Source organism: Streptomyces monticola, assembly GCF_042665355.1.
Classification (GTDB): Bacteria; Actinomycetota; Actinomycetes; order Streptomycetales; family Streptomycetaceae; genus Streptomyces; species Streptomyces monticola.
Genome location: NZ_JBHTCF010000016.1, coordinates 161160 through 186858, shown reverse-complemented (window position 1 = coordinate 186858; position 25699 = coordinate 161160). Strand labels below are relative to the sequence as shown.

Sequence of the window (25699 nt, the reverse complement as noted above, 5' to 3'; positions counted from 1 at the left end):
GGGCGGAGGTGCTCACTCCGAGCGGATGAGCTCCACGAGCTGGTCGAGGGAGTCCACGACGAGGCCGCAGCCCGCCGAGCGGAGGCGGTCGCCGGTCGTGCGGTTGTAGGCGTAGCCGATGAAGCCGAGGCCGAGGCGGCGGGCCGCCTCGTACTCCGCGAGGGAGGAGCCGATCATCGCTCCTTCGGGGGCGGGGAGGCCGGGGGGAGCGAGGGCGCGGAGCAGGGAGGCGGGGTCGGGCATCAGCCGGCCCAGGTCGTCGGGGCGGCCGATGATGCCGCCCGGCACGGTGAGGGAACGGTGCCCCATCCAGAACGCCATGACGTCGTGCGAGGTGTCGGAGGCGACGGCGACGCGCCGCCCCGACGCGGTCAGTGCGTGCAGGAGGTGTTCGCCCTGCCGGTTCGGGCGGGCCCCGCGCACCGCCTTCATCTCGATCTCGTCGAGCCGTCTGCGCAGGTCCTCGCCCACGCGGTGACGGGCGTACGTGCGCAGGACGTCGAGCGGATGCACGGTGCCCTCCAGGAGGACGGGCTCGATCCGCACCCCGCTCAATGACTCCTCCACGTCCCGCAGTTCGGTGATGAGCTGGGTGAGCTGCCGGGCGGCGGTGGCGGCGGGGGTGTTCGCGTAGAGGCGGACGAGTGGGCCGTCGAAGCCGAGGATGACGGTTTCGGCGCGGGTGAGGGGGTGGGTCCCTGGGAGGTCGACGCCGGTGGGCGCGGGGGTGGGCGCGTGGGCCGCGCGCAGTTCGCGGTGCAGCTCGGCGAGGACCGGGTCGACGTCGGCGGGGGACTGGTGGCGGCTCTCGTAGTCCTCGTACACGTCGAGGGCTTCCGCCGTCCGGTTCAGGGCCCGCAGGGCCAGCATCCGAAGGCGTACCGCGTCCGGATGGCCCGGGTGCTGCAGCAGGACGCCTTCCAGGTCGTCGACGACGAGCTGGAACTGGCCGAGTTCCAGGTCGAGTTCGGCGCGGGTGAGCTGGAGGGTCAGAAGCAGCTCGCGCAAGTGGCGCTGTGCGGCACGTGCGGCGGCGTCGCGCTGTCCCGGCAGGGGTTCTTCCTGCATGAGGTCGAGGGCCCGCTGTACCTGGAGTCGGCTCAGGGGCAGGTCGCCGACGTAGCGGGCCTGCCGGGCGGAGTCGGTGAGTTCGTCGATGCGCTGGATGTCGGTGGTGTCGCCGTCGCGCAGGTGCAGGACGGCGCCGTCGTCCCCGGCGACAAGGGTCTCGCGGCCCAACTCCTCTTCCAGCGCGCGTGCGTGGGCCTGCCACCGTTCACGAAGGCGGGCGTCTTCCCGGAGTTCGTCGTACCTGACGATCTGGCCGGGGCTGAGCAGCAGGGCGCACAGGAGGGATTCCTCGGCCGAGCCGGGCGTACCGACCGTCTTCGTCGCGCCGCTCTCTTCGATGCGGACGCGGCCGAAGAGGCGGTAGAACCTCGGGGCGCGGCTGTCCGGTTCCCGCGCGCCCGGTGTCCGCGTACTCAGCCGCGTCAGCTGCTCGGCCGCCTGTGCGGCCCGGCCCACGCGCGCGAACCGCAGGTCGTTGATGACGTCGGCCAGCTCACGGTGCCAGCCGCTGGGGTCGGGGGCCAGTTCGGGGGCGCTCAACCGCTCGTACGTGGGCCGGAGTCCCGTCACCATTGCCTGGACGTGGCCGCCGAGTCTGCGCAGGTCGTCCCTGCGGGAGGTGGACCGGTTCGCGCCGAGGGCGAAACCGCACACCACCGGCCGTCCGCCTTCAGCGACCAGGATGTGAGCGGCCGTCAGATCACCGTGACGCAGGCCCCCGGCGTGCAGGGCCAGGACCGCTGCCGCGAGGCCTGCGGCGATCGGCATGAACAGGTCGTCGGGCAGTCCGGTCCCGCCGTGCGAGTCGAGCAGCTCCTTGAGGGAGATGTCCGTCGCCACCTGCTCCGTGACCAGGTAGGGCATGCCGTGCGCCATGCCCCAGTCGAGGACGCGTACCACGTTCTCGTGCTGGAACGCGGCGAGTCTGCGGGCCGTCGTCCCGAAGTCGGCGTCATCCGGGTCCCCTTGCCCGAAGCCGCTGGGGAAGGTCTGGATCGCCACGTCCTGGCCGGTCTCGTAATGGCGGGCGCGCCACATGACGCCGCCGAGCCCCAAGGGGCCGAGCACGCGGTACGGGGGCCCCGGCGTGAAGATCAGCTGGTACGGAACCATGCCGGACTTCAGCGCGCGCACCATCGACCGGAAGGCCGACGGCATGTCGGTGCCGTGGTCCCAGCGCTGGTGGTCGGCGAGCCGGGACAGGAGGGAGCCGAGCGCGCGCAGATCGCGCTCGCGGCTGCTGCCGGGGCGCTCGTGGAGGGCGAGGCCACTGATCTTCGGGGTGCCGTCGGGGGCGACGATGACGTTCTCCGCCACGAGCCTGCCGTGCACGATCCCCGCCTCGTGCAGGACGGTCAGCGCGTCGAGGAGCTGGTGCCCGAACTCGACGGTCTCCCGGGCGTGGGTGCGGTACGTCGACAGGGGCGGCCCCTCCACGTACTCCATGACCAGGAACGGCTTGCCGTCGTGCGTGCCGGCGTCGAGCACCCGCACCAGATTCGGGTGCTCGGGCACCGATCCGGGCAACTCTTCGGGCAGGCCGAGGGCGTTGCGGTCGTGCAGGCGCAGCACCACCTGGTCCCCGGCGCGTTCGTTCCGCGCGAGCCAGTATTTGCCGTGCTCCCCGAGGGCCCGCTCCAGGCGGTACCTGCCCGCGATCAGGGGCCGGGGTTCCGGGCCGGATTCGGGCTCGGCGGCGCGGCCCCGGCCCCCGAGCCGCAGCACGCTCTCCTCGCGTACCGTCGCGAACGCCTCGCCCTCGGGCGCCGGGCCGCCTCTGCCGCCCCCGGGGGCCACCGCCGCGAACTCGCCCGCTCTGACTCCGGCCTGCCGGTCGATCAACTTGCCGACCCGCGCGAGGAGTTGCTCCATGCGGCTGTGGGCCGTGCGGGGCAGGGTGCGCAGGAGCAGCTCGCGAACGCCCGGACGGAAGTCGTACGCGCCGGGCCGGCCCGACGGCGCGGTCGTCAGGAGCCCGCTGAGGATGACCTCCGCCAGGTGCTGGGGCTGCGGGGTCGGTTCGATCGCGGCCTGCACGAGGCGCATCACCGGTAACTCCGGGCGGCCGACCGCCAGATGGCCCGCGAGACGGAAGGCCTCGGGGGAGGCGAGGGCGCGGAAGCGGAGTACCAGCTCTTCCGGGTCGAGACGGTCGGCCTCAGGAGTGGGGCGCGTGGCCGGGTTCCGGCTCAACAAGGCGACCGAACCCGGCAGTTGACGCCCGCCCGCATCCGCCACCAGCTGTGACCAGTGGCCGAGCCAGAGTGCTGTCGGCTCGAGGACGGGCAGCGGGAACGCGCCCTTCGTGGCGCCCGACTCGGTGTCGTACGGCTGGAAAGCGAGCGATGAGGCCGGGGCCGCCGGGCCCGGGGCCGAGAGGAGACCGGGGGTCGTCGGGAGCGCCGTGGTGCGCCACAGGCGTTCCGGGAGCGGCTGGACCACGGCGAGCGGCATACGTGTGGCCCAGTGGCGCAGCTGTGCGTACCACCGCTCGCCCGCAGGTCCCGGCCGCCACTGCGGGCCCATGCAGTCGCTGAGTACGAGGGTGACGGTGCGGCCGTCCACGGGGGCGGGGGCGCCGTCGTGGTGGACCCGGCCGTCCGGGTCCGCGCGGTGCACCGCGACCGTGCGGAAGATGCCCGACTGGGCGAGGGCGTCGCGCAGTTCACGGACCAGGGGGCGCCAGACCGGCATCGTCGGGCCCGTGTCGTGCACCAGATTCAGACGCAGCCAGCGCTCCGGCGTCGGGCGCAGCACCGGCAGCCACCATCGGGGCTCGCCGTCGACGGTGGCGATGCGGTGGGCCGTGGCCTCCTCGTCGAGGACCAGGCCCGAAGGGGCGTCCACGGTGCGCTTGAGCGGGCGCAGGGCGCGCTGGAGCGCGAGCGGGTGCGAGAGCATCGGCGGGGCGGGGGCCATGAGCGGGGTGTGACCACGGCCGCCGTCGCGGTCCGCCGCCGGTCCCGGGAGATGGAGGGGGACGCGGGGGCGGGGGCCGGGCGGCGGGAGCGGGGGGCGTTCGAGGGTTTGCGGGCCGGGTGCGGGCGCTTGTGGGGCGGGGGTGGTCCCGGCGGGTTCACCGGTCCGGTCCGATGGCTGCCGTGCGGGCGGTTCGGGCGCCGTGGACGGTTCCCCTCCCGCCTGCGCATCCGACTGCGCGCCCTCCTGCGAGTCCGGGTCCAACTGCCCTGCCAGCCACAGCAGTTCGGCCAGCTCCCGGCCGCCTGGGCGCACCCCGACGCGCGCCTCGGCCAGGAGGTCGGCGAGGCGGGTGACGGGGCCGGGGCGACCGGCGGGCTCAGATGGCATGGAGGTCGGCACGCAGGGTGGTCATGGGCGGTCAGAAGGCGTCGGGGTCCTGGGCCGACTGGCCCAGGTGGCTCAGATACGGCATCAGCTGCTCGGCCAGGTCGTCGCGCGAGGACGCTTCGATCCCGGCCGCGCCCGTCAGGTAGATGGCGTTCAGGAGTTGGTCGGTGGCGAGTTCGCCGCCACTCGCCCGCTCCAGGAAGCGGGTGATCAGGGTGCGGGCGTATGCGTCGGGCTCGCCCAGGTGTGCCCGTACGATCGCCTCCAGTTGCTCCTCGTCGGGCTGGCGCAGCTGCAGCGGCACGCAGCGGCGCAGGAACGCTGGCGGGAACTCGCGCTCGCCGTTGCTGGTGAGGACCACGAACGGGAAGGCGCGGCAGCGCACCCGGCCGCCCGCGATGGTGACCCGGTCGTCGGTCCCGTCCGCCATGACCTCGGCGGTCGGTGCGGAGCGGGCCGCGCGCAGGAGTTCGGGGATCTCGTACTGGCCCTCTTCGAGGATGTTCAGGAGGTCGTTGGGCAGGTCGAGGTCGCTCTTGTCGATCTCGTCGATCAGCAGGACGCGCGGACGGCGGTAGGGGAGCAGGGACGTGCCGAGCGGGCCGAGGCGCAGATGGTCCTGGAGTTCGCCGCCGCTCGGCAGGTCCTGGGCGGCGGCGCGGCCCGCCGCGTACAGGCGTGACAGCGGGTCGTACTGGTAGAGGCCGTCGGCGAGCGTGGAGCGGCTGGTGACGTTCCAGCGCAGAACCGGGCCGAGGCGCAGTTCGCGGGCGACCGCGTACGCGAGGGACGACTTGCCGCTGCCGGGCGGGCCCGTCACCAGGAGCGGGCGGCGCAGGTACAGGGCGGCGTTGACCAGGTGGACCGACTGCTCGGTGGGCCGGTAGGTGCGGGCGCGGTGCGCGCGGTCGGGTGAGGTCGCGGAGCGGTCGTCGGTGTCGGCGGGCGGGGGCAGCACGGGGCCGCCGTCGAAGGCCCGCCAGGGCGGTGGCGCGGGTAGCGCGTCGATGCCGTCGTGCGGCTCGGCGGTGCCGGTGTAGACGGGCCACTGGGGCATGGTGGGCTCTCCTGGTCCGGGCGCTGCTCGCGTGCTAGCTGATGGGTGAGTGCTGATAGCCGACGGCCGGGTCGGGCAGGCATCTGGGGTCTTCCCAGAGCAGGGTCAGATGCTGCGCCCACTCCTGGTCCGGGTTCTGCCGCAACTGCCAGATCTCGTGCGGGAGTTCACCGGGGGCGCGGGCGGTCAAGTAGTGGGCGAGCCGGTCGAGGAAGGTGCTGCCGGGGCAGGGTTCGTCCTCCTCGTGGCCGCCCTTGCAGCCCGTGTGCGGCCACAGGATGACCGGCACGGCGGCGTTCAGGCCGGCCTTGAACTGCTCCTTGGCGCGGGCCGCCTTGGGCGGTGCCGCGAAGCCGAGCAGGCCGGCGCGGCGCCGCAGCTCGTAGGTGAGCGGCTTCGCCGCGCGGCCGCTGCCGCACTCGATGCGGTGCAGGACCAGGTCGGCCTGCTCCTCCAGCACCTGCCAGCTGCGGTGCAGCGCGTGCTGCAGCATGGCGTCCCTGCGGCGGCTCAGATCCATGACGACGACCGGGGAGAAGGAGCCGAGCGGCGTCGGGTCGTCCTTGCTGCGCTGCCACTCGTGCACGGGTGTGTTCAGCCACTGCTTGGGCAGCGCGAAGGCGATCAGGTCGTCGGCGCCGGGGGCGAGGAGGCGGTAGGCCTCGCCGATCCGCTCCAGGGCGTACGCACGCACCTTGGCGCGCGGCAGCGTGCGCGCCCCCACCAACTGCCGGTCGCGGCCACGCCCGAGGGAGACGGTGACGAGGAACTGGCCCCGGTCCGCGCCGCTGTGGTCGATCTCGACGAGGACGGACTCCCACTGGCGGGCGGCCTTGCAGGCTGGGTGCGGGTGCGGGTGCGGGTGCGGGTGCGGGTGCGGGCCTGGGTCCGGGGCCGGTGCTGCCGTGGCTGTGGCCGTCGGTGCCGGTGCGGGCCGGTGCGGCGGTGCCGGTGTCGTACGAGGCGACGGCGAAGGCCCCCGCGGTGGCGAGGGACGGCCCTGCGGCCAGGACTGCAGCGCGTGCCGGGTCGCCGTGTCGTCGTCCACGAAGTCCGCGAGCCGGGCCGCGTACCTGGCCGGGGCGCCGGTGTCCTTCGCCTCGGTGAGCAGATACCAGGCCGCGTCCCACAGCGAGCTGAACCGGCGCTCCGGCGGACAGGTGCCGTGGCGCTCCAGGGCGTCGTTGTAGAGCTGCTCGGGACGGCACTCGACGCGTGCCGCCTCCGCCCGCGCGATCAGGGTGCGAAGGCGTTCCTTGTCCTCGCGGCCGTAGCCGGGTGTGGGGATGAGGTCGCCGAGGCGCGGCCAGTAGCGGGCCATGGCCGTCGCGGGCAGCATCCGGCCGTTGCGCACCCGGGGGTCGCCCGCCACAGCGGAGGCCATGCCGACGACCTGGCCGGTGTGGGCGAGCGCCACGGCGGAGCCGCTGAAGCCGGGTGCGAGCGGCTGTCCGTGGCCGCTCAGCGCCTCCAGCTGCACCCACTCGCCGGCGATCGGCAGGTCGGCCGTCGCCCGGTACTCGGCGAGGGTGCCCTCGTCGTCGTAGCCGTCGGGGAAGCCCTGGACGAGCAGCTTCGGCGGCTGTGCGCCGTAGGCCGCTTCGAGCGGTGCGAACTCGGCGGGCGCGACCGGCGCGGGTTCGGCCAGTTCGAGCACGGCGAGGTCGCCGGGGTCGGTGACGCCGCCGCCCCAGGCGTCGCCCACGACGACGGTCGCGTGGAAGGCGGCCAGGTCGGGGCGGTTGGCGAAGGTGACGGTGGGGCGGACGCCGCGCGCGGGATCGTCCTGTGCGACGACATGGGCGCAGGTCACCACGTGCCGCGCGGACACCAGGAAGCCGCCGCCCACCTCGTTGCCGCAGGCGATACGGGTGTGCCAGGACGCGCTGCTCATCCGTTCGTGCCGGTCTCCGGGGACGGGGCGGGTGACGGCACGCCGGGTGCGCGGGGGGTGTGCTCGGGTGCCCACGACAGCTTGACCACCAGATGCCCTTCGACCGACGTCTTGGCGATCACGGCACCCGCCTCGGCGGTCAGCTTCACACCGAACTCGATCTCCACGCCGTCCGGCTTGAGCGAACCGTCGCGGAAGACCCGGAGCGCCGACTCGGCGGCGGCGCGCGCGCCCGCGAGGGAGTCCTCGAAGGTACGGGTCGCCTGTGCCGGGCCGTTGCCGCGCGCGGCCAGGCGGGCGCCCTTCGCCAGGTCGTCGTCGGCCGCGGCGATCAGAACGAGCGGTGCGTCCTCGTCGTCGTTCGCGCGGAACTCGACCAGACCGTTCATGCTTCCCCCGTCTTTCCCGTCCCCGTATGCGAGTTGCCCCCGCCGGCACCGTCGTGTCGGCCAACTGCATTGTTGCCGACGGAGTTTGCCCTCCACAACGCGGCAGCGCCGCCTCCCCGTGGGACGGGGGGAGACGGCGCCGCTGCGGCCGTACGTCAGGGACGCGGGCCCGAGTCGTACGTCAGACCAGCCAGCCAACGAAGTGGACGACGCCGGCGAGGAGGTCGGTGAGGAAGTTCATGGTGGTGCGTTCTCCTTGAATTGCATGAGGCGTACGTGTGGGACCACGTACAGGGACTCGCGCCAACTACGGTCTGCAGCCCGTTGCTTGCGCACCGTAAGCATCGTTGGTCACTTGGGGCTTATGCAATCTCAGGAGCTACGACCACCTGTTCCAGCGAACAACTGCTCCCCTGTTCGCTTCTTGCCGATCACCGGCCGCGTGTCGCCCATTCACTGACTCCGCGTCACGATTCCCTGGATCACACCCAGTTCGAGCAGATCCTGGGGGCGGATCCGCAGCTGGTCGGCGGTCGCGTGGACCGCCGACGGCGGCCGCTTGAGGATCGCGGCCGCCAGCTCGGGGGCGATGACGGAGAAGTAACCGTCCGGCGTGGCCCAGGTGTTGTCCGGTGCGGCGAGGGCGAGCGCGCCGCCCGAGCCGCCCTCGCCGATGACGAGCGTGGTGACCGGCACGGGTGAGGACGCGACGGCCGCGAAGAGATCGGCGATGGCCGCTCCCGCCCCCGCCCGCTCGGCCGCCGCGCCGTTCGCGGCACCCGGCGTGTCGACCAGGGTGAGCACGGGAATGCCGAGGCGGCCCGCGAGCCGCACGAGGCGGGCCGCCGTGCGGTATCCGGCCGGGGTCGTGGCCGTACCGCACTGCGCCGCGTACCCGATCGCCCGCCCGTCGCGGAGCCCGAACCCGCACAGCATCCCGTCGTCCACGCCGCCGCAGCGGTCGCCCCGCAGGACGGCACGGTCCGTGAAGTACGCGTCCAAGTAGGCCTGTGCGCGCGGCCGTTCGGGTGCACGGGCCCGCAGTACGGCATCCCATCCGGTGTCCGGCGGGTCCGTCCGGCCGAGGGCTGCGGGCGGTGCGGCGGGGCCGGCGGCCGGACTGGTCAGGGCCTTCAGGCGGAGCGCGAGATCACGGCGCAGCTCGTCGGGGCGTACGACGGCGTCGACGGCGCCCGCCGCGAGCTGGGCCTCGGCCGTGTACGCCGCCGGGTCCGCGTCCGCGGGCCGCACCCGCGAGCCCGCGAACCCCACCTGGCTGCCGGCCAGCGCCACGGTCATATCGGCGCCGGCGCCGAGGGTGGCCCAGCCGCCGCCGGTCGTCGGATCACGCAGGACGGCGATCTGCGGCAGCCCGGCCGCGCCGGTGAGCGCGGACTGCCGTGCCACGCGCTGGAGTTGGCCGAGGGCGCGCATGCCCTCCTGCATCCGGCTGCCGCCCGTCGCGATGAGCGAGACAACGGGGAGGCCGTGGGTGCGGGCATGGGTGTGCGCGGCCTCGATGCGGTCGCCGGTGCGCTGCCCGAGCGAGCCGCCGAGGTAGCCGAACTCGAAGGACATGAGGACGGTACGGGTGCCGTCGACCTCGGCGGTCCCGCACACCACGGACTCGCGCTCTCCGGTGCGTTCCTCGGCGCGCGCCCGCGAGGCGCCGTAGCCGTCCCAGTCGAGTGGCCCGTCTGGCTTGAACTCCCCCTCAGAAACGGGCACTTCGGCGAAGGTGCCGGGGTCGGTGACGGCTTCGAGGGCGGCGCGGGCGCTGATCCGGGTGCCGGTGTGGCTGCCCGCGCCGGTGCCGGCGGGGGAGTGGGGCTCAGGCATGGAGGGCCCGCTTCATGATCTTCCCCATGTCGTTGCGGGGCAGCTCTGTCAGATAGCGCACAGTGCGGGGGCGCTTGTGCGGGGCGAGCTGAGCGGCCACGTGGTCCGCCAACTCCTCGTGACCCGGCGGCTGTTGTGGGTCGGTGGGCACGATCCAGGCCACGATGCGCTCGCCCAGGTCGTCGTCCGGCTCGCCCGTCACGGCGGCCTCGCGTACCCCCGGATGGTCGAGCAGCGCGTTCTCGATCTCACCGGCGCCGATCTTGTAACCACCGCTCTTGATCAGGTCGGTGGCCTTGCGGCCGACGATCCGGATGGCGCCGTCGGCGTCGCGTACGGCCATGTCGCCGGTGCGGAACCAGCCGTCCGCGGTGAACGCGGCGGCGGTGGCGTCGGGCCGGTTCAGATACTCGGTGAACAGATTCGGGCCGCGCACCTGGATCTCGCCGACCTCGTCCCGGTCGGCCGTCGGCGCGCCCGCCTCGTCCACGATCCGTAGCTCCACCCCGCGCAGCGGCACCCCGACGGTGCCCGCGCGCGGCTCGCCGTCGGCGCGTACCGCGGTGTTCATGAGGGTCTCCGTCATGCCGTACCGCTCGATCACCCGGCGTCCCGTCGCGGTGGCGATCCGCTCGTGGTCGTGCACGGGCAGCGCGGCCGACCCGGAGACGAGAAGCCGCGCCCCGGACAGTGCCTTCGTCAACTCCGGGTCGCCGTCGAGGGCTTCGGCGACGCGGTGGTACATGGTGGGCACGCCGAACAGCATCGTGGCCCCCGCGCTCAGCTCACGCGCCACGCCCTCGGTGGTGAACCGCCCCAGGTGCCGCACCTCGCCGCCGCGCCGCAGCGGGCCGAGGACGCCGAGGATCAGGCCGTGCACATGGAACAGCGGAAGGCCGTGCACGAGCACGTCGTCGGCGGTCCACTGCCAGGCGTCCTCCAGGGCGTCCAGGGTCGCGGCGACCGCGCGCCGCGGCAGCACGGCGCCCTTGGGCGGGCCCGTGGTCCCTGAGGTGTAGACGACGAAGGCGGGCGTGGCGGGGTCGGGCTCGGGCGGCAGGGCGACGGCCGCGGCGGTGTCCACCACGATGTCGGTGCGCGGCAACTCTCCTAGTGTGTCCGGGAGTTGCTCACCGGGTGCGGCGAGTACCGCGGACGGAGCGCTGTCGGCCACGATATGGGCCAGTTCGCGGGCGCCGGTCTTGGGATTCAGGGGCACCGCGGGCACGCCGGCGAGCAGTGCGGCGAGCACGCCGACCGCGGTCTCCAGGCGGGGCGTGGCCCATACCGCGACCCGGCGGGCGGAGCCGAGCGATGCGGCCAGGGAGCCGGCTGCGGCGGCGAGTTCGGCGTAGGTCAGACCCCGGTCGCCGAAGCGCAGGGCGGGCCGGTCGCCGCCCGTGGTGAGGTCGGGGAAGAGCGCCGGATGGGGAGAGCTCACGCGACGTATCTCCTAGCTGGGTTGGCTGTTGCCGTCTGGCATACCCAAGCCTGGCAGTACGCCTCGTGTGTCGCTCAAGTGCGGCACCGAGTCGTGCACGGATCTGTTCATCGCCGCCCCCAGGCCTCACGATGCTCGGGACCACGCGTACTACTCACGCGTAACAACCTTGGAGCCCGAGGGGGACCCGGTGCCGCGCCCACACTTCGTGACCCACCCTGAGAGCCGTCCTGAGAACCGTTCCGAGAGCCGTACCGCGCTCCGTCCCGTCATCCGCCGGATATCCGCTCCGCTGCTGCTGACCGCGGCCGCGCTGCTGGCCCAACTCCCGCTCACCGCGGGGGCGTCGGCGGCCGAGACCGCGCGTACCCCCGTCGTCTTCGTGCACGGCTACAACGCCGACCCCGGTGTCTGGGGCGCCCTGCGCGCCGACTTCAAGGCGGCCGGGTACACCGACGCCGAGCTGTTCTCCTGGGGCTACGACACCAGCCAGTCGGTGAACGAGACGCTGTCCGGGCGGTTCGCCGCGTACGTCGACGAGGTCCGCGCGAAGACCGGCGCGGCGAAGGTCGACGTGGTGGCGCACTCCTTCGGCAGCCTCGTCACGCGCTGGTACGTGAAGTTCGGCGGCGGCGGCGCGAAGGTCGCCCACTGGGCCTCGCTCGCCGGGCCCAACCACGGCACCAGCACGGCCTATGCGTGCGCGGCCTGGTCGCAGGCCTGCCGGGACATGACGCCGGGATCGTATGTGCAGAAGAAGCTGGCAGAGGGGGACGAGACACCCGGCACGGTCGCGTACGCCACGTGGTGGTCCAACTGCGACGAGGTGATCAACCCGGACAGCAGCGTGCGGCTCGACGGGGCCACGAACAACGCGGCGAGCTGCCTCAAGCACAACGACCTGCTCGGTGACGACGCGGTGTCGCAGGGGGTGCGGTCCTTCGTGGGCTCGTGAGCTCGTGAGCGCGCGGGCTCGTGAACGCGTGAGCTCGTGAGCGGACGGGGAGGCCGGGCGCTGCCCCGTTGTCCCCTCGGCCGGTTGAAGGGTCGCCCCTACGCCCTGGGCTCGCCGTGCCACCGCCACTGCGTGAGGCGGGGGCGGCCCGGCAGCTCCGCTCGCCCCGTGGCCCACAGGAGCGTGGGCCACGGGGGAGTGTCCTCGGGGGCCTCGGGGAAGAGGCGGGCCAGGGCGCGGGCGGGAAGGTGGTCGGGCGGGGTCCAGGGGAGCCCGAGGCCCATGGCCAGGTCGTGGGTGTGGACGAGGGTCTCGACCACCCCCATCTCCGCGAAGCCCGCCGGGTCGGAGACGCCGAAGACATGGTGGGCCCGGACCGAGGGCGGCGCCGTACGGGCCAGCGATGCGAGCAGCCCGCCGCTCGCATCGAGAACCTGGAGCAGCCCTTCCGGTCCCGTCTCGCGGCTCGCGTGCACGGAGTTCAGCGGGGCGCCGGGACGCCGCGTGCGGGCCTCGAAGGGGACGTCGGTCGTCAACGGGGGCCTGCGCGGGGCGAGTTGGACCGCGTACGCGAAGAGGTCGTCGGCCAGATGTTCCGCCGTCTCCCAGCAGGTCCACTCCAGGTCACCGGCCTTCGCGTCCCAGCCGCCGGGCGGGGCCAGGGCGAGTGCGGCGACCGCGAGCTGTACGGCTTCGTCGACGTCATCGGCTGCGGCGGGTCCCGTGAGTGCTCCCGTGAGTGAGGTCATGGGCCCGGACCTTAGGTGTGCGAGGTCACCTCACGCATCCCGTTATGGGTACGGCCCGCACTTCGCCGTGGGTGCGACACGCATTCCGCCATGGGTACGGCCCGAGCGTCTGTGCGTACGGCCCGAGCGTCTGTGTGTACGGCCCCTGCGCCCCGCTCACGGCTCACCGTCCGGGAACGACACCCGTTGCAGCAGGCCCCAGGTGAACTCGGCCACGCAGCGGTGCCGTTCGCCGCCCTGCTCCTGAGGGGCCGAGAAGGCCAGGCGCCAGCGGGTGGGGGCCGTGCCTTCGAGGGGGCGGGCCGGCGGGAAGGCGCGGGCCGCCTCGTCGACCGTGCACGACCAGGGGGTGAGGTCGGCGAGGGTGCGCAAGGACGGGCCCGGGGCGCCGGGAGTGCGGATCAGCCACTCGTTCCAGACCGCTCCCGTCGGCGCGAGCAGCACCTCGAAGCGCAGGTCGGGCCAGAGCGGCACCGGCCACAGGAGGGCCTCGCACTCCAGGTCGCCGATGGTGCGGCGGACGGTGTCGGGCGTGCCGAGGACCGAGCGGTAGCGGGCCGCGGCGCCGCGCGTACGGGGCGAGCGGGTCATCGCCTGCCAGCGGCGGTTCGCCTCGCGCATCCCGGCGATGGTGACGCCGAGTTCACGCCGGGCGTCCTCGACCAGGCCGGGGTTGTGGTCGGCCATCCGGCGCAGCAGGACCAGCTGGAAGTCCAGCGGGCCGAAGCGCGCGGGCGCGGAAGCGGACTCGTGGCTATCGGGCATGCGCTCCATGGTCGCGCACGGCCCGCGCGCCCGGACGTTTTCCGTCCGCGAGGAACAGCACCGAGTTCACATAGCGCGGGCCCTTGAAGGGCAGGACGCGGCGGAGCAGACCGCGCTGCACGACATGGGCGGTGGACGCCTGGTGGGCGCCGAGGTCGAAGTCGTCGAGCGGTACCCAGGCCTGCTCGGGCAGCACCCAGCCGCGGTAGCCGTGGGAGGTGAGCAGGTTCACGACGGGGGTCGTCGGCTGGATCCGGGCCTCCAGCTCCACGATCAGGGCCGGCCGGTCCCGGCCGAGGAGTTCGGCCGCGCCGCGCAGGACGGGCAGTTCATTGCCGTCCACGTCGATCTTGATGAAGTCGACCCGGCCGCCCTTGCGCAGCCGGAGCGCGTCCAGGGTCAGACACGGCACCTCCAGGGCCTTGGCGTGGATGTCCCGGCGTACGAGCGAGGACACCCCGCGCTCGCCGCGGTCGCCGGAGGGCAGCCACAGGCGGGCGGTGCCGGACCGGTCGCTCGCCGCGGCCTGCACGACATGGACGTTGTGGGGCGTGGCCGCGTCCAGGGCACGGGCGAGATGCGGCACCGGTTCCACGGCGATCACCCGGCGGGCGCGCCCGGCGAGCCGCCGCGACCACGGCCCGTACCAGCCGCCGACGTCGAGCGCCGTGTCGCAGCCGGCGGGGCAGAAGTCGGCGAGCCGCGCCAACTCGGGTTCGAAGCGCGGATAGACGGCGTGCGCGAGGGCGCCGACCAGACGGGAGGGCAGCAGGGGTCCGATACGGGCGGCGACGGTCATGACGGCTCGACGGCTCCCCCTGCGTCGGCTCCCCCTGCGTCGGCGTCGCCGGGCCCCACTCCGCCCGCGGGCCCGGTAGGCCCCTCGCCGGCTCCACCGGCGTCGATCCGCTTCAGGAGCCGCTCGTGCTCCTCGTCCGCGACCTGCTCGCCGGAGGACGGAAGGAGCTGCGGAATGCCGTCGACGATCGGGTAACGGCGGCGAAGCCGTGGGTTGTAGAGCGCTTCTTCCGGTACGAGCAGATGCAGCGGCCCTTTGTCCAGCGGGCAGGCGAGGATCTTGAGGAGCGGGTCGTCGGGATTCATCAGCTGGTCAACTCCTTGGGAGAGTCGGGGGGTTGGGCGGAGGGAGCGGAGTCGGCGGGCTTCGGCGGTTCGTCGTGCCGGGGCAGCGCGAGCAGTACGGACACGGCGAGCACCGTGCCCGCGAGCCGCAGCGCGAGCCGCACCGGGTCGTCGGGCAGCGCCTCGCCGAACGCGAGCGTGCCGAGCACGGCCGTGAACAGACATGTCACCGTCGTGCACACCGGCACGATCAGGGAGGCACGGGAACGCTGCAGCGCCGCCTGCGACATGATCAGGCCGAAGGGGAAGGTGAAGAGCAGGAGATAGGGGTACGGGGACGTGAGCAGGTCACGGATCGCGCCGCCGAGCCCCGAGGCCGTCAGATAGCTCGACACCCCCTTGATCGCCAGGGAGCTGACGCCGTAGAGCAGGCCCACGGCGATGCCGTACTCGGCGCCGTTGGACGGCATCCGGTGCTGCCGCTTGGCGCGGCGCTCGGCCGCCGCGTAGAGCCACACCCCGAGGGCGAGCGAGGGCACGCAGACGAGCAGGACAAGCGAGAGCGGCGCATGCCTGCTGACCGTGTCCGCGCCCTCCTTGAGGGAGAGCACGACCATCAGCAGGGCGGCCAGGATCGCGGCCAGCGCATAGCGTTCGCGGCCCGAGGTCTGCTCGCCGAGCAGCACCGAGGAGAGCAGCACGAGCAGCACGAGCCCGGACACGAAGATGCCCTGCGCGGCGGCGATCGGCAGCGTCCGGTAGACCGCGAGCTGCGCCCCGAACCCGGCGAGCAGTGCGAGCGAGCCGCCGAGCCACAGCGGGCTGCCGATGACATGGCGAAGCAGTGTCAGCGGGCGCCGCGTGGACAGCGAGGGCAGCTTGCCGAGCGCCCGCTTCTCCAGGACGAAGCCGAGGCTGTACAGCGTGTTCGCAAGGAGGGCCGAGGCCACACCCCACCACATGGCTAGGTCCTGCGGGCGTGGACGAGGAGGATGGACGCGGCACTTGGCCGCGCGCAGGCGAGTCTGTCGAAGGGCCGCAGGGGTTTCGGCACGCCGTGGAAGGGCGCCCCCGCCACGCGTACCACCTCGAAGCCGGAGGCCGTCAGGAACTCGCGCAGGGCACGTGCCGTGTAGAGCCGCAGATGCCCCACGACCTCCTTGCCCGGACGGCCGTGGATACCGCGCAGGCTGACCTCCGAGAACACCGGCTGCACCCCGGCGAGCAGCAGGGCGCGGTTGTACCAGGCGGCGAGATTGGGGGTGGAGAGCATCAGATGACCTCCCGGCCTCAGGATCCGGCGCAGCTCGTCGAGGGCGCTGTCCGGGTCGACGAGATGCTCGATGACCTCGCTGAAGAGCACGGCGTCCGCGCTGCCGGCCGCCAACGGCAGTCCGCCGTCGGTGAGTTCGCCGCGTACGACGTACGACATATGGCTCTGGGCCCGGCGCAGCGCGTCCTGTGACCAGTCGACGCCGATCACCCGGTGCCCGGCGAGCAGCGGCGCCGCCGCACGGGCCGCGGAGCCGTCGCCGCAGCCGATGTCGAGGACCACCGCGGGAGTGGCGCCTGCGGGGCCCAGGGCGTCGGCGAGCATCCGGGCCTGGCGCAGGCTGCGGGCGTCCCCCGAGGCGACCGGCACGGCGGGGTCCTCGTAGAAGTCGCGCAGGCCGGCGGGCAGCGTACTGGTCACGTGCCGCCCCCCTCCGTGGCGTGCCCGTCCTCCTCCACCACGTGCCTCATCCGGCCCCCTCGGTCGCGTGCATGTAGTGCTCGAACAGGTCCCGCAGATGCGCCCCGTCGCCCTGGCTGAGCAGCGTCCGCGACCAGCGCAGGGCGAGATGCAGCCGGCCCGCCGTGGACGCCGTGGTCACGGTCAGGCCGCGCGGAATCCTGGCGGGCGCCGAGAACCACACGGCGTGTGCGCGGCCCGCGTCCCCGAAGTCCAGGGCGTACGGCACCCGGCCGATGTTGCTGAGCAGGGTGGTCGACGTCCAGGGCGCGGCGGCCCGGCGCAGGCCACGGGTCAGCGCGGCCCGCATCCCCACCGGCACGACGGGTGCGGTGAGCAGCGCGGCGCCGTGGCCGAGCTGCGGCCGGTCGAGGGCCTTGAGCGCGCGCGTGCGCAGGGAGGTGACCCGCAGCAGTTCACGGATCCGGTCCTCCGCCAATTCCTCGGCGGCGAACGGCACTTCGACGAGCCGGGTGCCGTTTCCGATGGGCATGCTCGCGTCCCGCGGCCGGTCGTCCACGGGCATGGTGATCCGCATGCCCCGCGGTGCCCTGCCGTGCTCACGGTTCCAGTGCGCGATCATCAGCGCGGTGGCCACCATCAGCTGGTCGTTGACGGTGTACGGCGAGCCCTTGGGGCGCTTGGGCACCGGCAGTTCGGCGATCAGCATGCCGTTGCCCGGCGATGGCTCGGGGCTGCCCGCGGCGACATGTGCGGGCGGCGCGAGACCGCCGGGCATGTCCACGGGCTCGACGGGCGCCTCTCCGGTGCGCACCGGCGGCGCGGCGGGGGAGTTGTCACGGCCGCCGTAGAGCTCGGCGGCGGTGGCGAGCACCCGCAGACAGGCCGGGCCGTCCAGGGCCGTGTGGTTGATGACGAGGAACAGCACGCAGCCCTCGGGGTGTTCGGGGTCGCGCACCACTTCGAGGCGGATGGGCGGTGACGCGTCGAGGGGCGGCGCGTCGCACAGGGCGCGGGCCCGCGCCCGCTTCAGGGCGTCCGCGCCCGGCTCGGGGAAGGAGACCACCGGCACATCGGGCCCCGCGGTCAGCTCCCACTCGTAGCGCCGCCGGTACCAGGGGCCGTGGGCCTCCCGCATGAGGATGCGCGGATGGCGTTTCAGCGCCTCGGTGAAGGCACGGGTGAGCCGCTCACCGTCCACGCGGCCCGGCAGATGCACCTCGATGTGGACGGTCTCCGGCTCCGCCTCCTGGAGGCAGTGCCGGGCGATCTCGTCGACCACGGGGAAGGGCACGCGCCGTGGCGGCTGCCGGTCCGCGTCGTGCTGCGGCACGGGATGGTCAAGGGCGGTCATCGTCCCTCCCCGCCCTCGGGCGGTGTCGCCCGGAGTCTGGGCTTGCGCACGGGCAGCGGTGTCGTGGGCGGATCGGCCTGCGCGGACGCGGGTCCGCGGGCCGAGACGGTCGGTCCTGACGTGGGCGTACCCATCGCCGGGGTCTCGGGGTCGCCCTCGCGCTGCCGCTGGGGCAACGGCGACAGCGTAGGCGCGGCGGGCGTCTCCTCGACAGGCTCCCGCACGCCACGTTCCCGCACCGTCACGAGCGCCGCGAACAGGGCGATCAGGGCGAGGAGTTGGGCCGCGGGCGAGAAGGCGCCCTCGTCCGCGGTCACCGTCGATCCGGCGCCGAGCGCGGCGGCGACACCCGCCCCCGCCATCGCGAGGAACGCGATCGGCACGAGCAGTTCGTGCCGCCGCCAGGCGAGCAGGGCGAGCGCGGGCACCAGGAGCGCGAACGGACCCGCGATGACCACGCCCACCAGGGTGAGCACGACCGTCCCGAGCACCGGGCCCGGACCCGGCGGCGCCGGTGTGGGCCCGTCGTCGCTCGGCTCGCCGCGCCGGTAGAGCACGAGTCCGAGGAGCAGCAGCACCGCGATGCCGCCGCCGATGATCCCGCCCTCGTACGTCCGCGCGGGCTCGTATTCCAGCTCAAGCGTGCCGCCCGCGCCCTTCGGGACCAGCCAGCCCTGCTGCCAGCCGTCGAGCCGCACGGAGGTCAGCTCCCTGCCGTCCAGGGTCGCCTTCCAGCCGTCGTTGGCGTTCTCGTACGTCGTCAGATACGAGGCCTCGCCGGAGCCCACGGTCAGTGACCGCCGGTCGCCCTCCCAGTCGCGTACGGACAACTCCCGCTCTGCGCCGGAGGGTTGGGTCACCGTGCCGTTCGTCAGGGAGACGTCGGTCACGGCCAGCGGGCCCGCGTCACCGGCCTCCACGCGGTGGGTGCCGGTCTCCAGGTCGACCGTGCCGTCCTCCTCGTCGCCGGCGCACAGCTCGACGTCGACGGGCCTGCGCTGGGTGAGGTCGGCGACGGTGCCCTTGGCGCTCGTGGCGTGGAAGGTGCCGTCGACGGAGAGCACCGGGCCCTCGCCGCAGGCGAGTTCGAAGGTGCGGTCGGGGTCGGGCTGCTCGGTGCGGTACTCCTCAAGGGCCGGTACGTACACCTCGGTGAGACCCACGGGCAGCTGCAGCTTCTCGTCGGCGACCGGGTTGTGCAGGGTGAGCGGCGCCGTGTCGGTGACCGTGATGTCGAGCCGGTCGGTGGTGATCGCGTCGAAGCGGGCGATGCCGTTCTCGTCCACGCCCGCGATGGTCGCGCCGTCGGGGGAGCTGATCTCGACCTTGGTGGGCTTGGTCGACAGGCCGCCCGCGGCGGCGAGGACGATCTCGTCGACGGGCTGCTTGTCCGGCCACCGCAGATGGATCACCGCGTCGTCGCCCGAGCCGCCCGCGATCCACGCGGTCGTCAGATCGCCGTCGGTGAGGTTGCGCGGCGAGATGTTCGGGCCCATCTTCGCCGTGGAGCCGGCGCTCGCCTTGAGCTGCTTCTCCTGCTCGGGCGCCACCTTGTAGAGCAGGTCGTCGAGTTCCTGCCCGGGTACGGCGACGGCCTTCGCCCTGACCTCGTACTCGCCCGAGGCGGCGGCGTCGAAGCGGCGGTGCAGTCCGGGCTCGGTGCCCCCCGGGTTGAGGCCGCCGGGGTCGGGGTTGCGGTGCAGGGAGTACAGGCTGGCCGCGGCGTCCGCGCTCTTCACGTCGGCCGGCAGCTTGAGCATCCGGGTCACCTGGACGTCCGGCACGGAGATCTCCGAGAAACCGGCGCCCGACAGACCGGGCCGCGCACCCTGGGTGTCCAGGATGGTCACCTTCAGCCAGTCGGTGTCCCCGCTGGGTGCGCTGATGCGCTGGCGCTGCCCGTTGGGCTGCAGCTGGCTCACCTTGCTGCCGCGCTCGGTCTCCACGCGGACCCGGGTGGGCGCGGGGCGTACGCCGTTCTGGGGCAGCGGCGTCACCGAGATACGCGCCGGGACATCGGTCTTGCGGTCGAACTCGGCCCGCAGCCACTCGCCGTTCGGCGAGGCCGCGCTGCCTTCGGCCCAGGCGGTGTCGCCGTTGCCGTCGAAGGCGTTCACCGGGTCGTACTGCGGCAGATGGAACAGCCAGTTGCCCGACGAGGACGCCGTCACCGACTTCGCGCCGCGCAGGACGGCGGTCGTCTGATGGCTGATTCCCTTCGTGGGCAGGATCTGTTTCGGCTTCTTGCCCGGGTCCTGGAGGCTGTCGCTGTGGTTCCGTTCGTCGGCCGTGTACGTGTACGACGTATTGGAGTTGACCAGGCCGAAGCGGGTGTCGGCGCGGCGCAGACCGTCACCGACCGCCTGCAGCGGGGCCCGGCCGAGCCCCGGGTGGTGGTCACCGGTGAGCACGGCGGGCCGGTCGCGCATCGACGGGTCGGCGGAGAGCGGCAGCAGCGACTCGGGGCCGCCGCTGACGACGGCCGTGTCGGAGACCGCCTTGATACCGGCCTGCCCGGGGCGCTGTGCGTTCTCGCCGGGCTCGTAGATCTCCACGGCCCGGGTCCTCGGGTACAGGCCCTCGACCTGGATCGGGGTGTCGTCGGCGATCCGGCCGCCGGTGGTCTGCGGGCCGAAACCGGTCACCCTCTTGTAGCCGGAGGCCTCAAGGGTGCGCTTCACGGTCGCGGTCGGCACATAGCCCAGCTGGTCGGGGTCGAGGTCGTTGCGTACGACGACGTAATGCAGGCCCGCGCGGCTCAAGTAGTCCTGCAGACCGGGTATTTCGCCGCCGGTCAGCAGGGCCTGCTCGACGGCGTCCATGGCGCGCCGGTTGCCCGGCGTACCGAACGGCACATAGTCGCGCTGCGCCCAGCGGGAGTCGGCGAGCACATCGAGGGGCTGGTCGATGGGGGAGCCCCAGCTGTAGATGCCGTGGGCGGTGGCCGGTACGACCAGGGCGCGCGAGTCGGGCGAGTACTTCTTCAGCCAGCTCGCCGTGGCCTCCCAGTGCTGGGGCAGCTCCTTGAAGGAACCGGGCTGCAGGATCGAGCCGTTGAGATAGGGGAAGGCCAGGCCGGGCAGGACCAGGACCGCGGCGATCAGGGGTGCGTGGCGGCGTCCGCGCACCGGCCGGGCGTGCCGGGCCACCGCCGCGATGCCGACCAGATGCATCAGGCCGAAGGCGAGCGCGAGGGCCAGACCGGTCTGGAACTTGTAGACGTTGCGGAACGGCACCAGCCAGCCGTTCAGCCAGTCCTGCATCACGCCGTGGAAGGGCGCACCGAACGCACCGCCGTATCCGGCGAGCGTGACGAGGACGACGGACACCACGGTGAGCACCAGCCAGCGCCGCTCGGGCAGATCGCGGCGCGCGAGCCCGGCGAGGCCGAGGGCGGCGGCGAAGGCCGAGGAGATGATCGCCAGCCAGGCCGTGGCGACCGTCCAGCCGGCCGGCAGCCAGGCTTCGCCGAAGTTCAGATACGCCACCCAGTTGCCGGCGCCGCGCAGGGTCTCGGTGGCCGACATGGTGCCGGTGGTGGTCTGTGAGGACTCGACGTACGGCAGGAAGTTCTCGCCGTGGATACCGAGCAGCAGCAGGGGGATGACCCACCAGGCGGTGGCCAGGATGACGCCCGGCACCCACCAGAGGATCAGTTTCCGCTTGCGCGGGCCACCGGGCCGCGACAGCAGATAGAGCCCGACGGGCAGCAGCGAGGCGAGAGTCGAGGCGGCGTTCACACCGCCCATGAACGGAATGATGACGGCTGACCTGAGCGCCGCCGCCCGTGCGCTCAGCCGGTCGTCGGCGAGCGGCAGCAGCACCCACGGCAGTACGGCGCCCGGCAGCGCGGCCGCGGAGGTCGAGCCGACGACGATCGTGTACGTCGGCCACAGCGCGAACGCCACCGCACCGATGAGCCGTGACGTCCCGCCCGTCGCCCGGCCACCGCCCCTCAACGAGGCGCTTCGCGCCGCTCCTATTGATTCGCCGATGCCGAGCCGCTCGGCGAGCCGCAGCGCACCCCAGAACGCGGTCGCGACGATGAGCGACATCCACAGCCGCTCCGCCAGCCACACCGGGAGCTGCACCAGATCGGCGAGCCCGTAGAACGGCAGCGACGGGAACACGTAGCCGATGTACTGGTCGAAGATCCCGCCGAAGCCCGCCCGGTCGTGCCAGAGCTCACCGAGGTCACCGAGGAACTTCCACGGGTCGGTGCTCACACCGAGCTTGGTCTCGAACGTCATCCGGCCGGGCGCGGCCGCGATGAAGAGGACGAACACCACGGCCCAGAAGCCGAACAGCCACCGCTTGGACCGCGGTCCGTCGGGCGGATCCGACGGGGGGCCCGCGGTCGGAACAGGCGCCTGAGGAGGCAGCTGTGGAGTCTGGACCGTGCTGGTCATGGACACCGCCGGAGAATGAGGAGGAGGTTCCAGGTGGCGAACTCACGAAGGCCCGGCACCTTGGCCACGGTTTCCGCGAGGAACGGCCAGTACCGCGATCTGGCCGACACGACGCTCACGTCGTCGCGGGCCCGCACCTGTCTGAGCGTGGGCCCGATATGGATGGCGAAGAGGTTCTCGCCGAGGGTGTGCTTGGCTGCTCTTCCGGTACGCCGCCGATAGCGGGCCACGGCGCGGTCCGCGCCCAAGTAGTGCCAGGGTGCCCACTCGTGGCCGCCCCAGGGCGAGTACCAGTTGGTGAACGAGACATAGATCAGGCCACCGGGCCGGGTGATCCGCACCATCTCGCTGAGAAAGGTCGCCGGGTCGTCGACGTGCTCCAGGACGTTCGAGGAGAACGCCACATCCGCGACGCCGTCCGCGAGCGGCAGCAGATATCCGTCGGCGACGACCGTGCCGTCCGGCGGCTGCTTGCCCAACTCCCGTGTGTCCGGCTCGAAAAGATAGCTCTGCGCCCCGCGCCGCCGGAACTCCTCGGTGAAGTACCCGGACCCGCCCCCGATGTCGACGACGGTACGGCCCTGCAGCGGCACATGCTTCTCCACCTGGTCGGCGGCGTCGCGGGCGAGGAGCGAGTAGCAGTACCCGGGATCGGACTGCTCGCGCATGAAGGCCCGGAAGAGGGTGAGCGACCGCCGCAGGGAGGGATCCCTGAATGCCGGTGGGGCGTTGTTGTTTTCAGCCCGTCCGGCGTTTGAGGACGAGCCCGAAGGGCGATTCGGGGGCCCCGGGGGCGGAGCCCCCGTGACGGTGCGCCTGGAACGCGGAGACATCAACCCTCACCCCCGCCGCGCAGCGACAGCTTCCGCCGCCACCGCCCGGAACCGGCTGACCGTATTCGACCAGCGATAGTCCGCCGCCCGGCTCGCAGCCGCCTTGCCCATGGCCTCCCGGCGCTCGGCGGACAGCGCCAACGTGCACCAGGCCGCGGCGAACGACGACTCCCCGCGCGCGAGTACGCCCGTGACACCGTCCTCGACCGAGTCGCGAAGTCCCGGTACGTCGAAGCCGATCGCCGGGGTCGAGCGGGTGGCGGCCTCGGTGACGACCAGGCCCCATCCCTCGACGGCGGAGGGATGGAGGAGCAGCCACGAGGCGCAGAGCAGACGGTGCTTCTCGGCTTCGGAGACATGGCCCGTGAACTGCACGGAGGGACCGGCCAGTTGCTCGAGCCGGCCCCTCTCGGGCCCATCGCCCACGATCACGAGCCGCCCGCCGGTGACGGGCCTGACCCGCTCCCACAGGCGGAGCAGCAGATCGATCCGCTTGTACTCGACGAGCCGGCCCATCGCCAGGAACAGCGGCTCCTCGGAGCGTGGTTCGAGCGGACCCGGATCCTCGACGCCGTTGTGCACGACCCGTATCCGGTCCCCGGGGACACCGAGGGCGCGCAGCGCGTCGGCGGTCGAGGGGGAGACGGCGACCAGGAGGTTGCCGCGCTGGGCCCCGGACAGCGCCCAGTGCTCAAGGCGTCTGCCGAGCCGGGCGGCGGGCCCGGGATAACGCATCCCCCACAGCTCGGTGTGGACATGGTTGACCAGGCACACGGTGGGCCCTGTGTGCCACAGCGGCGCCAGATACGGCATGCCGTTGCAGACCTCGACGAGCAGATCGCAGTCGCCGACCTGGCGGGCGAAGGCGGAGCGCGCCTTCAGGTAGTGGCCGAGGTCGCCGCCCGCCGAGACGACCCGGTAGTCGCGGTACGCGGCCGGGCCTCCGCAGAGCAGCGTGACCTGGTGGCCGCGTTTCGTCAGCCCGCCGGCGAGCTGGTCGACCAGAAGCTCGGAGCCGCCCGCGGCGGGGTTGCCGAGGTCACGGCGGGAGAGGAAGACGATACGGCGCGGGTGTGGGGGGAGTGCGCCGGGCAGGGCATGGGACAGGGCCTCCTCGGGTTCCAGGGCGCGCAGCGAGGGAGGTACGTGCTGGGGCATCCGTGCTCCAACTCGTCTCGGGGTGCGGAACTTACGTGGGGGGTGACCGGGGGCCGTGCGGGTGGGGCTTGTGCGGGGACGTGCGCTGGTGCGGGCGGAACGTGCGGGGCTTACGGTTCTTGCTCTTCTTGCTCTTCTTGCTCTTCTTGCTCTTCTTGCTCTTCTTGCCTCTTCTTGCTCTTCTGTGGAGCGGCCGTGCTCATTCGGTGGGGGTGGACAGTTTTCGCCGCACCGTTCGATGCGGCTACTCACCTGGGTGACAAATTTGGCGGCATTACCAGCTGACGTCTCATCACATCGTGCGGGGTTCCTGCTTAGTTGGTGGGAGTCGGCCGACGCTAGTCGGATTCCGGCTGTTGCGGCACCGGCCGTTCCCGGCCCCGTACGACGAGGAACGCCCCCACGGCCGCGAGCACCAGACCCAGACCCGCGGTGCCGACCGGCAGGGTCTCGCCGACCAGCTTCAGCCGGCCGCTGTCGTCGTCGGCAAGCGCGACCTGCGCCTTCTGGGTCTTCTCGGTGAACGCGATCTTCTTGCTGTCGAGCAGCACCACCGCGTCCTCGTCCCCGCCCGGCTTGCGCAATGTCTTGCGCGGCCCGATCTGCGCGTAGATGATCCGGCCCGTGCGCTGGTCGGCGACCAGCTCGATGCCGTGGTTGGCGTACCACTCCTCGGCCAGGACCTGGTCCGCCTCGGCGTCCACGAGGCGCCCCGGCACCTGCCGGGTGCCGGTCTTGGTGGCCTTCACGGTGGCGGTGAAGCGCAGCCCCTCGTAGCCCTGGATCTTCTTCATGCCGCTGAACTTCAACGGCACGGTCGCGCCAAGGGTGTTGTCCCACCAGCGGTAGCTGCGTTTCTCCACGTCGAAGGGGAACTTCAGATACGCCTCGCCCTCGAAGTAGGGCTCCTCGTCGCAGCAGTGCACGGGCCGGTTGGTCGCGCGGTCGGTGACCCAGCGCTCCATGGTCCACTGCAGCGAGTCGTGCGGGTCGGCGGCCGGAAGCGACTTGTCCGGGTCGACCGAGGTGGACACGTCCCACACGGCGTGTTCCTTGGTGCTGTCGGCGACATCGCCGCGCACCTGGCGGGTGACGGTGAGATTCGCCTGCGGCACCGTCTTGACCTTCTCGGTGTCGAAATAGGCGCCCTTGCCCTTGAAGACGGTCACCTGGTCGACATCGACCGGGGTCCGTTTCGCGCGCGGTTCGACGTACCACGCGAGCATCGGGGCGAGGACGAGCAGGAAGACGCCGACACCGAGCAGGATCAGCGACAGTGGCGAAGCCGTACGGCGCATCCGAGCACTCCAGAGGGTTTCGAGGCGGCTCGCGCGGCGCGCGGAGCGGCGGAGGAACGGCTGGGGAAGTGCGGAGAAATCAGCGTGGGCGGTGCGGAGGAAGTGCACGTGCGGGTCTGGGCCGGGAACCGTAGGCGCACCCTTGACGCACTGTCAATGGACCCTCGACACTGGGCAATTGCCGGACGGGGAACCGGCAGGGGGCATGACCTGGGTGGGCGTTCGCCGACAGAGAGGCTGACCCTGCCATGCACCGAATGTTCGCCGCCGCGCTCACCGCGGCCCTCGCCGCCGCCCTGGCCGTGGGCGCCGCCCTCGGCATCGTGGCCCTTCTGAACGCCACGCCGGAACAGCCCAACACCCCGCTGATCAGCTACGAGCAGGCGCAGCAGGGACGTTGAC

The 25699-nt window shown here is 72.6% G+C and carries 18 protein-coding genes and 1 pseudogene; 2 read left to right on the top strand and 17 right to left on the bottom strand.

The genetic code is table 11. From position 1 onward, the window contains the following. Nucleotides 1-12 precede the first annotated feature (12 nt). The 6 genes from ACFQVC_RS30945 to ACFQVC_RS30920 all read right to left on the bottom strand — a co-directional run bounded on the left by ACFQVC_RS30945 (nucleotide 13) and on the right by ACFQVC_RS30920 (nucleotide 11000). Nucleotides 13-4380 carry an SAV_2336 N-terminal domain-related protein gene (locus tag ACFQVC_RS30945; protein ID WP_381836767.1) on the bottom strand — a complete coding sequence of 1456 codons (4368 nt, stop codon included), beginning with the start codon at nucleotides 4378-4380 and terminating at the stop codon, nucleotides 13-15. Between the two features lie 31 nt (nucleotides 4381-4411). Beyond that, a complete protein-coding gene (locus ACFQVC_RS30940; RefSeq protein ID WP_381836765.1) occupies nucleotides 4412-5437 on the bottom strand; it encodes an AAA family ATPase in 1026 nt (341 codons plus the stop codon). Nucleotides 5438-5471: 34 nt separating this feature from the next. After that, nucleotides 5472-7331 carry a VMAP-C domain-containing protein gene (locus ACFQVC_RS30935; RefSeq protein WP_381836763.1) on the bottom strand — a complete coding sequence of 620 codons (1860 nt, stop codon included), beginning with the start codon at nucleotides 7329-7331 and terminating at the stop codon, nucleotides 5472-5474. Next, nucleotides 7328-7720: a CU044_2847 family protein gene (locus ACFQVC_RS30930; RefSeq protein ID WP_381836761.1), complete on the bottom strand. Its 393-nt coding sequence runs from the start codon at nucleotides 7718-7720 to the stop codon at nucleotides 7328-7330. Before ACFQVC_RS30930 ends, ACFQVC_RS30935 begins: the two co-directional genes overlap by 4 nt. A 453-nt stretch (nucleotides 7721-8173) precedes the next feature. Continuing rightward, the gene (locus tag ACFQVC_RS30925; protein ID WP_381836759.1) at nucleotides 8174-9559 is read right to left on the bottom strand and encodes a carboxyl transferase domain-containing protein; all 1386 of its coding nucleotides are present in this window, start codon (nucleotides 9557-9559) and stop codon (nucleotides 8174-8176) included. After that, the gene (locus ACFQVC_RS30920; RefSeq protein ID WP_381836757.1) at nucleotides 9552-11000 is read right to left on the bottom strand and encodes an acyl-CoA synthetase; all 1449 of its coding nucleotides are present in this window, start codon (nucleotides 10998-11000) and stop codon (nucleotides 9552-9554) included. The genes ACFQVC_RS30925 and ACFQVC_RS30920 overlap by 8 nt, the downstream gene beginning before the upstream one ends. Nucleotides 11001-11271: 271 nt before the next feature. Between ACFQVC_RS30920 and ACFQVC_RS30915 the strand changes: the two genes are divergently transcribed. After that, the gene (locus tag ACFQVC_RS30915; RefSeq protein ID WP_417851991.1) at nucleotides 11272-11955 is read left to right on the top strand and encodes an esterase/lipase family protein; all 684 of its coding nucleotides are present in this window, start codon (nucleotides 11272-11274) and stop codon (nucleotides 11953-11955) included. Nucleotides 11956-12053: 98 nt separating this feature from the next. Here the strand turns inward: ACFQVC_RS30915 and ACFQVC_RS30910 are convergent, their stop codons facing one another. The 11 genes and pseudogenes from ACFQVC_RS30910 to pgfA form a co-directional block, all read right to left on the bottom strand. Continuing rightward, a complete protein-coding gene (locus tag ACFQVC_RS30910) occupies nucleotides 12054-12704 on the bottom strand; it encodes a hypothetical protein (RefSeq protein WP_381836753.1) in 651 nt (216 codons plus the stop codon). A 156-nt stretch (nucleotides 12705-12860) separates the two neighbouring features. Beyond that, the gene (locus ACFQVC_RS30905; protein WP_381836751.1) at nucleotides 12861-13469 is read right to left on the bottom strand and encodes a hypothetical protein; all 609 of its coding nucleotides are present in this window, start codon (nucleotides 13467-13469) and stop codon (nucleotides 12861-12863) included. Further along, nucleotides 13459-14268: an FkbM family methyltransferase gene (locus ACFQVC_RS30900; protein ID WP_381836750.1), complete on the bottom strand. Its 810-nt coding sequence runs from the start codon at nucleotides 14266-14268 to the stop codon at nucleotides 13459-13461. Before ACFQVC_RS30900 ends, ACFQVC_RS30905 begins: the two co-directional genes overlap by 11 nt. Before the next feature lie 104 nt (nucleotides 14269-14372). After that, nucleotides 14373-14573 (bottom strand): annotated as a pseudogene (locus ACFQVC_RS30895) (Trm112 family protein); the annotation flags it as partial. Beyond that, on the bottom strand, nucleotides 14573-15502 hold the full coding sequence (locus ACFQVC_RS30890) for a hypothetical protein (protein ID WP_381836853.1): 930 nt from the start codon (nucleotides 15500-15502) through the stop codon (nucleotides 14573-14575). The pseudogene ACFQVC_RS30895 and the gene ACFQVC_RS30890, both read right to left, overlap by 1 nt. A gap of 14 nt (nucleotides 15503-15516) precedes the next feature. After that, entirely contained in the window at nucleotides 15517-16245 is a 729-nt protein-coding gene (locus ACFQVC_RS30885; protein WP_381836748.1) for a class I SAM-dependent methyltransferase, read from the bottom strand. A 46-nt stretch (nucleotides 16246-16291) separates the two neighbouring features. Next, nucleotides 16292-17599: a condensation protein gene (locus ACFQVC_RS30880; RefSeq protein ID WP_381836747.1), complete on the bottom strand. Its 1308-nt coding sequence runs from the start codon at nucleotides 17597-17599 to the stop codon at nucleotides 16292-16294. Beyond that, on the bottom strand, nucleotides 17596-22008 hold the full coding sequence (locus tag ACFQVC_RS30875) for an alpha-(1->3)-arabinofuranosyltransferase domain-containing protein (RefSeq protein ID WP_381836849.1): 4413 nt from the start codon (nucleotides 22006-22008) through the stop codon (nucleotides 17596-17598). Before ACFQVC_RS30875 ends, ACFQVC_RS30880 begins: the two co-directional genes overlap by 4 nt. After that, nucleotides 22005-22676, bottom strand: coding sequence for a class I SAM-dependent methyltransferase (locus ACFQVC_RS30870; RefSeq protein WP_381836745.1), 672 nt, complete (start codon nucleotides 22674-22676; stop codon nucleotides 22005-22007). Before ACFQVC_RS30870 ends, ACFQVC_RS30875 begins: the two co-directional genes overlap by 4 nt. 171 nt (nucleotides 22677-22847) lie before the next feature. Beyond that, the gene (locus ACFQVC_RS30865; protein ID WP_381836743.1) at nucleotides 22848-23999 is read right to left on the bottom strand and encodes a glycosyltransferase family 4 protein; all 1152 of its coding nucleotides are present in this window, start codon (nucleotides 23997-23999) and stop codon (nucleotides 22848-22850) included. Between the two features lie 338 nt (nucleotides 24000-24337). Next, nucleotides 24338-25297 (bottom strand): cell envelope lipid trafficking protein PgfA, encoded by a 960-nt coding sequence (gene pgfA / locus ACFQVC_RS30860; RefSeq protein WP_381836741.1) that lies wholly within the window; start codon nucleotides 25295-25297, stop codon nucleotides 24338-24340. A gap of 248 nt (nucleotides 25298-25545) precedes the next feature. Between pgfA and ACFQVC_RS30855 the strand changes: the two genes are divergently transcribed. Further along, nucleotides 25546-25698 (top strand): hypothetical protein, encoded by a 153-nt coding sequence (locus ACFQVC_RS30855; protein ID WP_381836739.1) that lies wholly within the window; start codon nucleotides 25546-25548, stop codon nucleotides 25696-25698. Nucleotide 25699 lies beyond the last annotated feature (1 nt).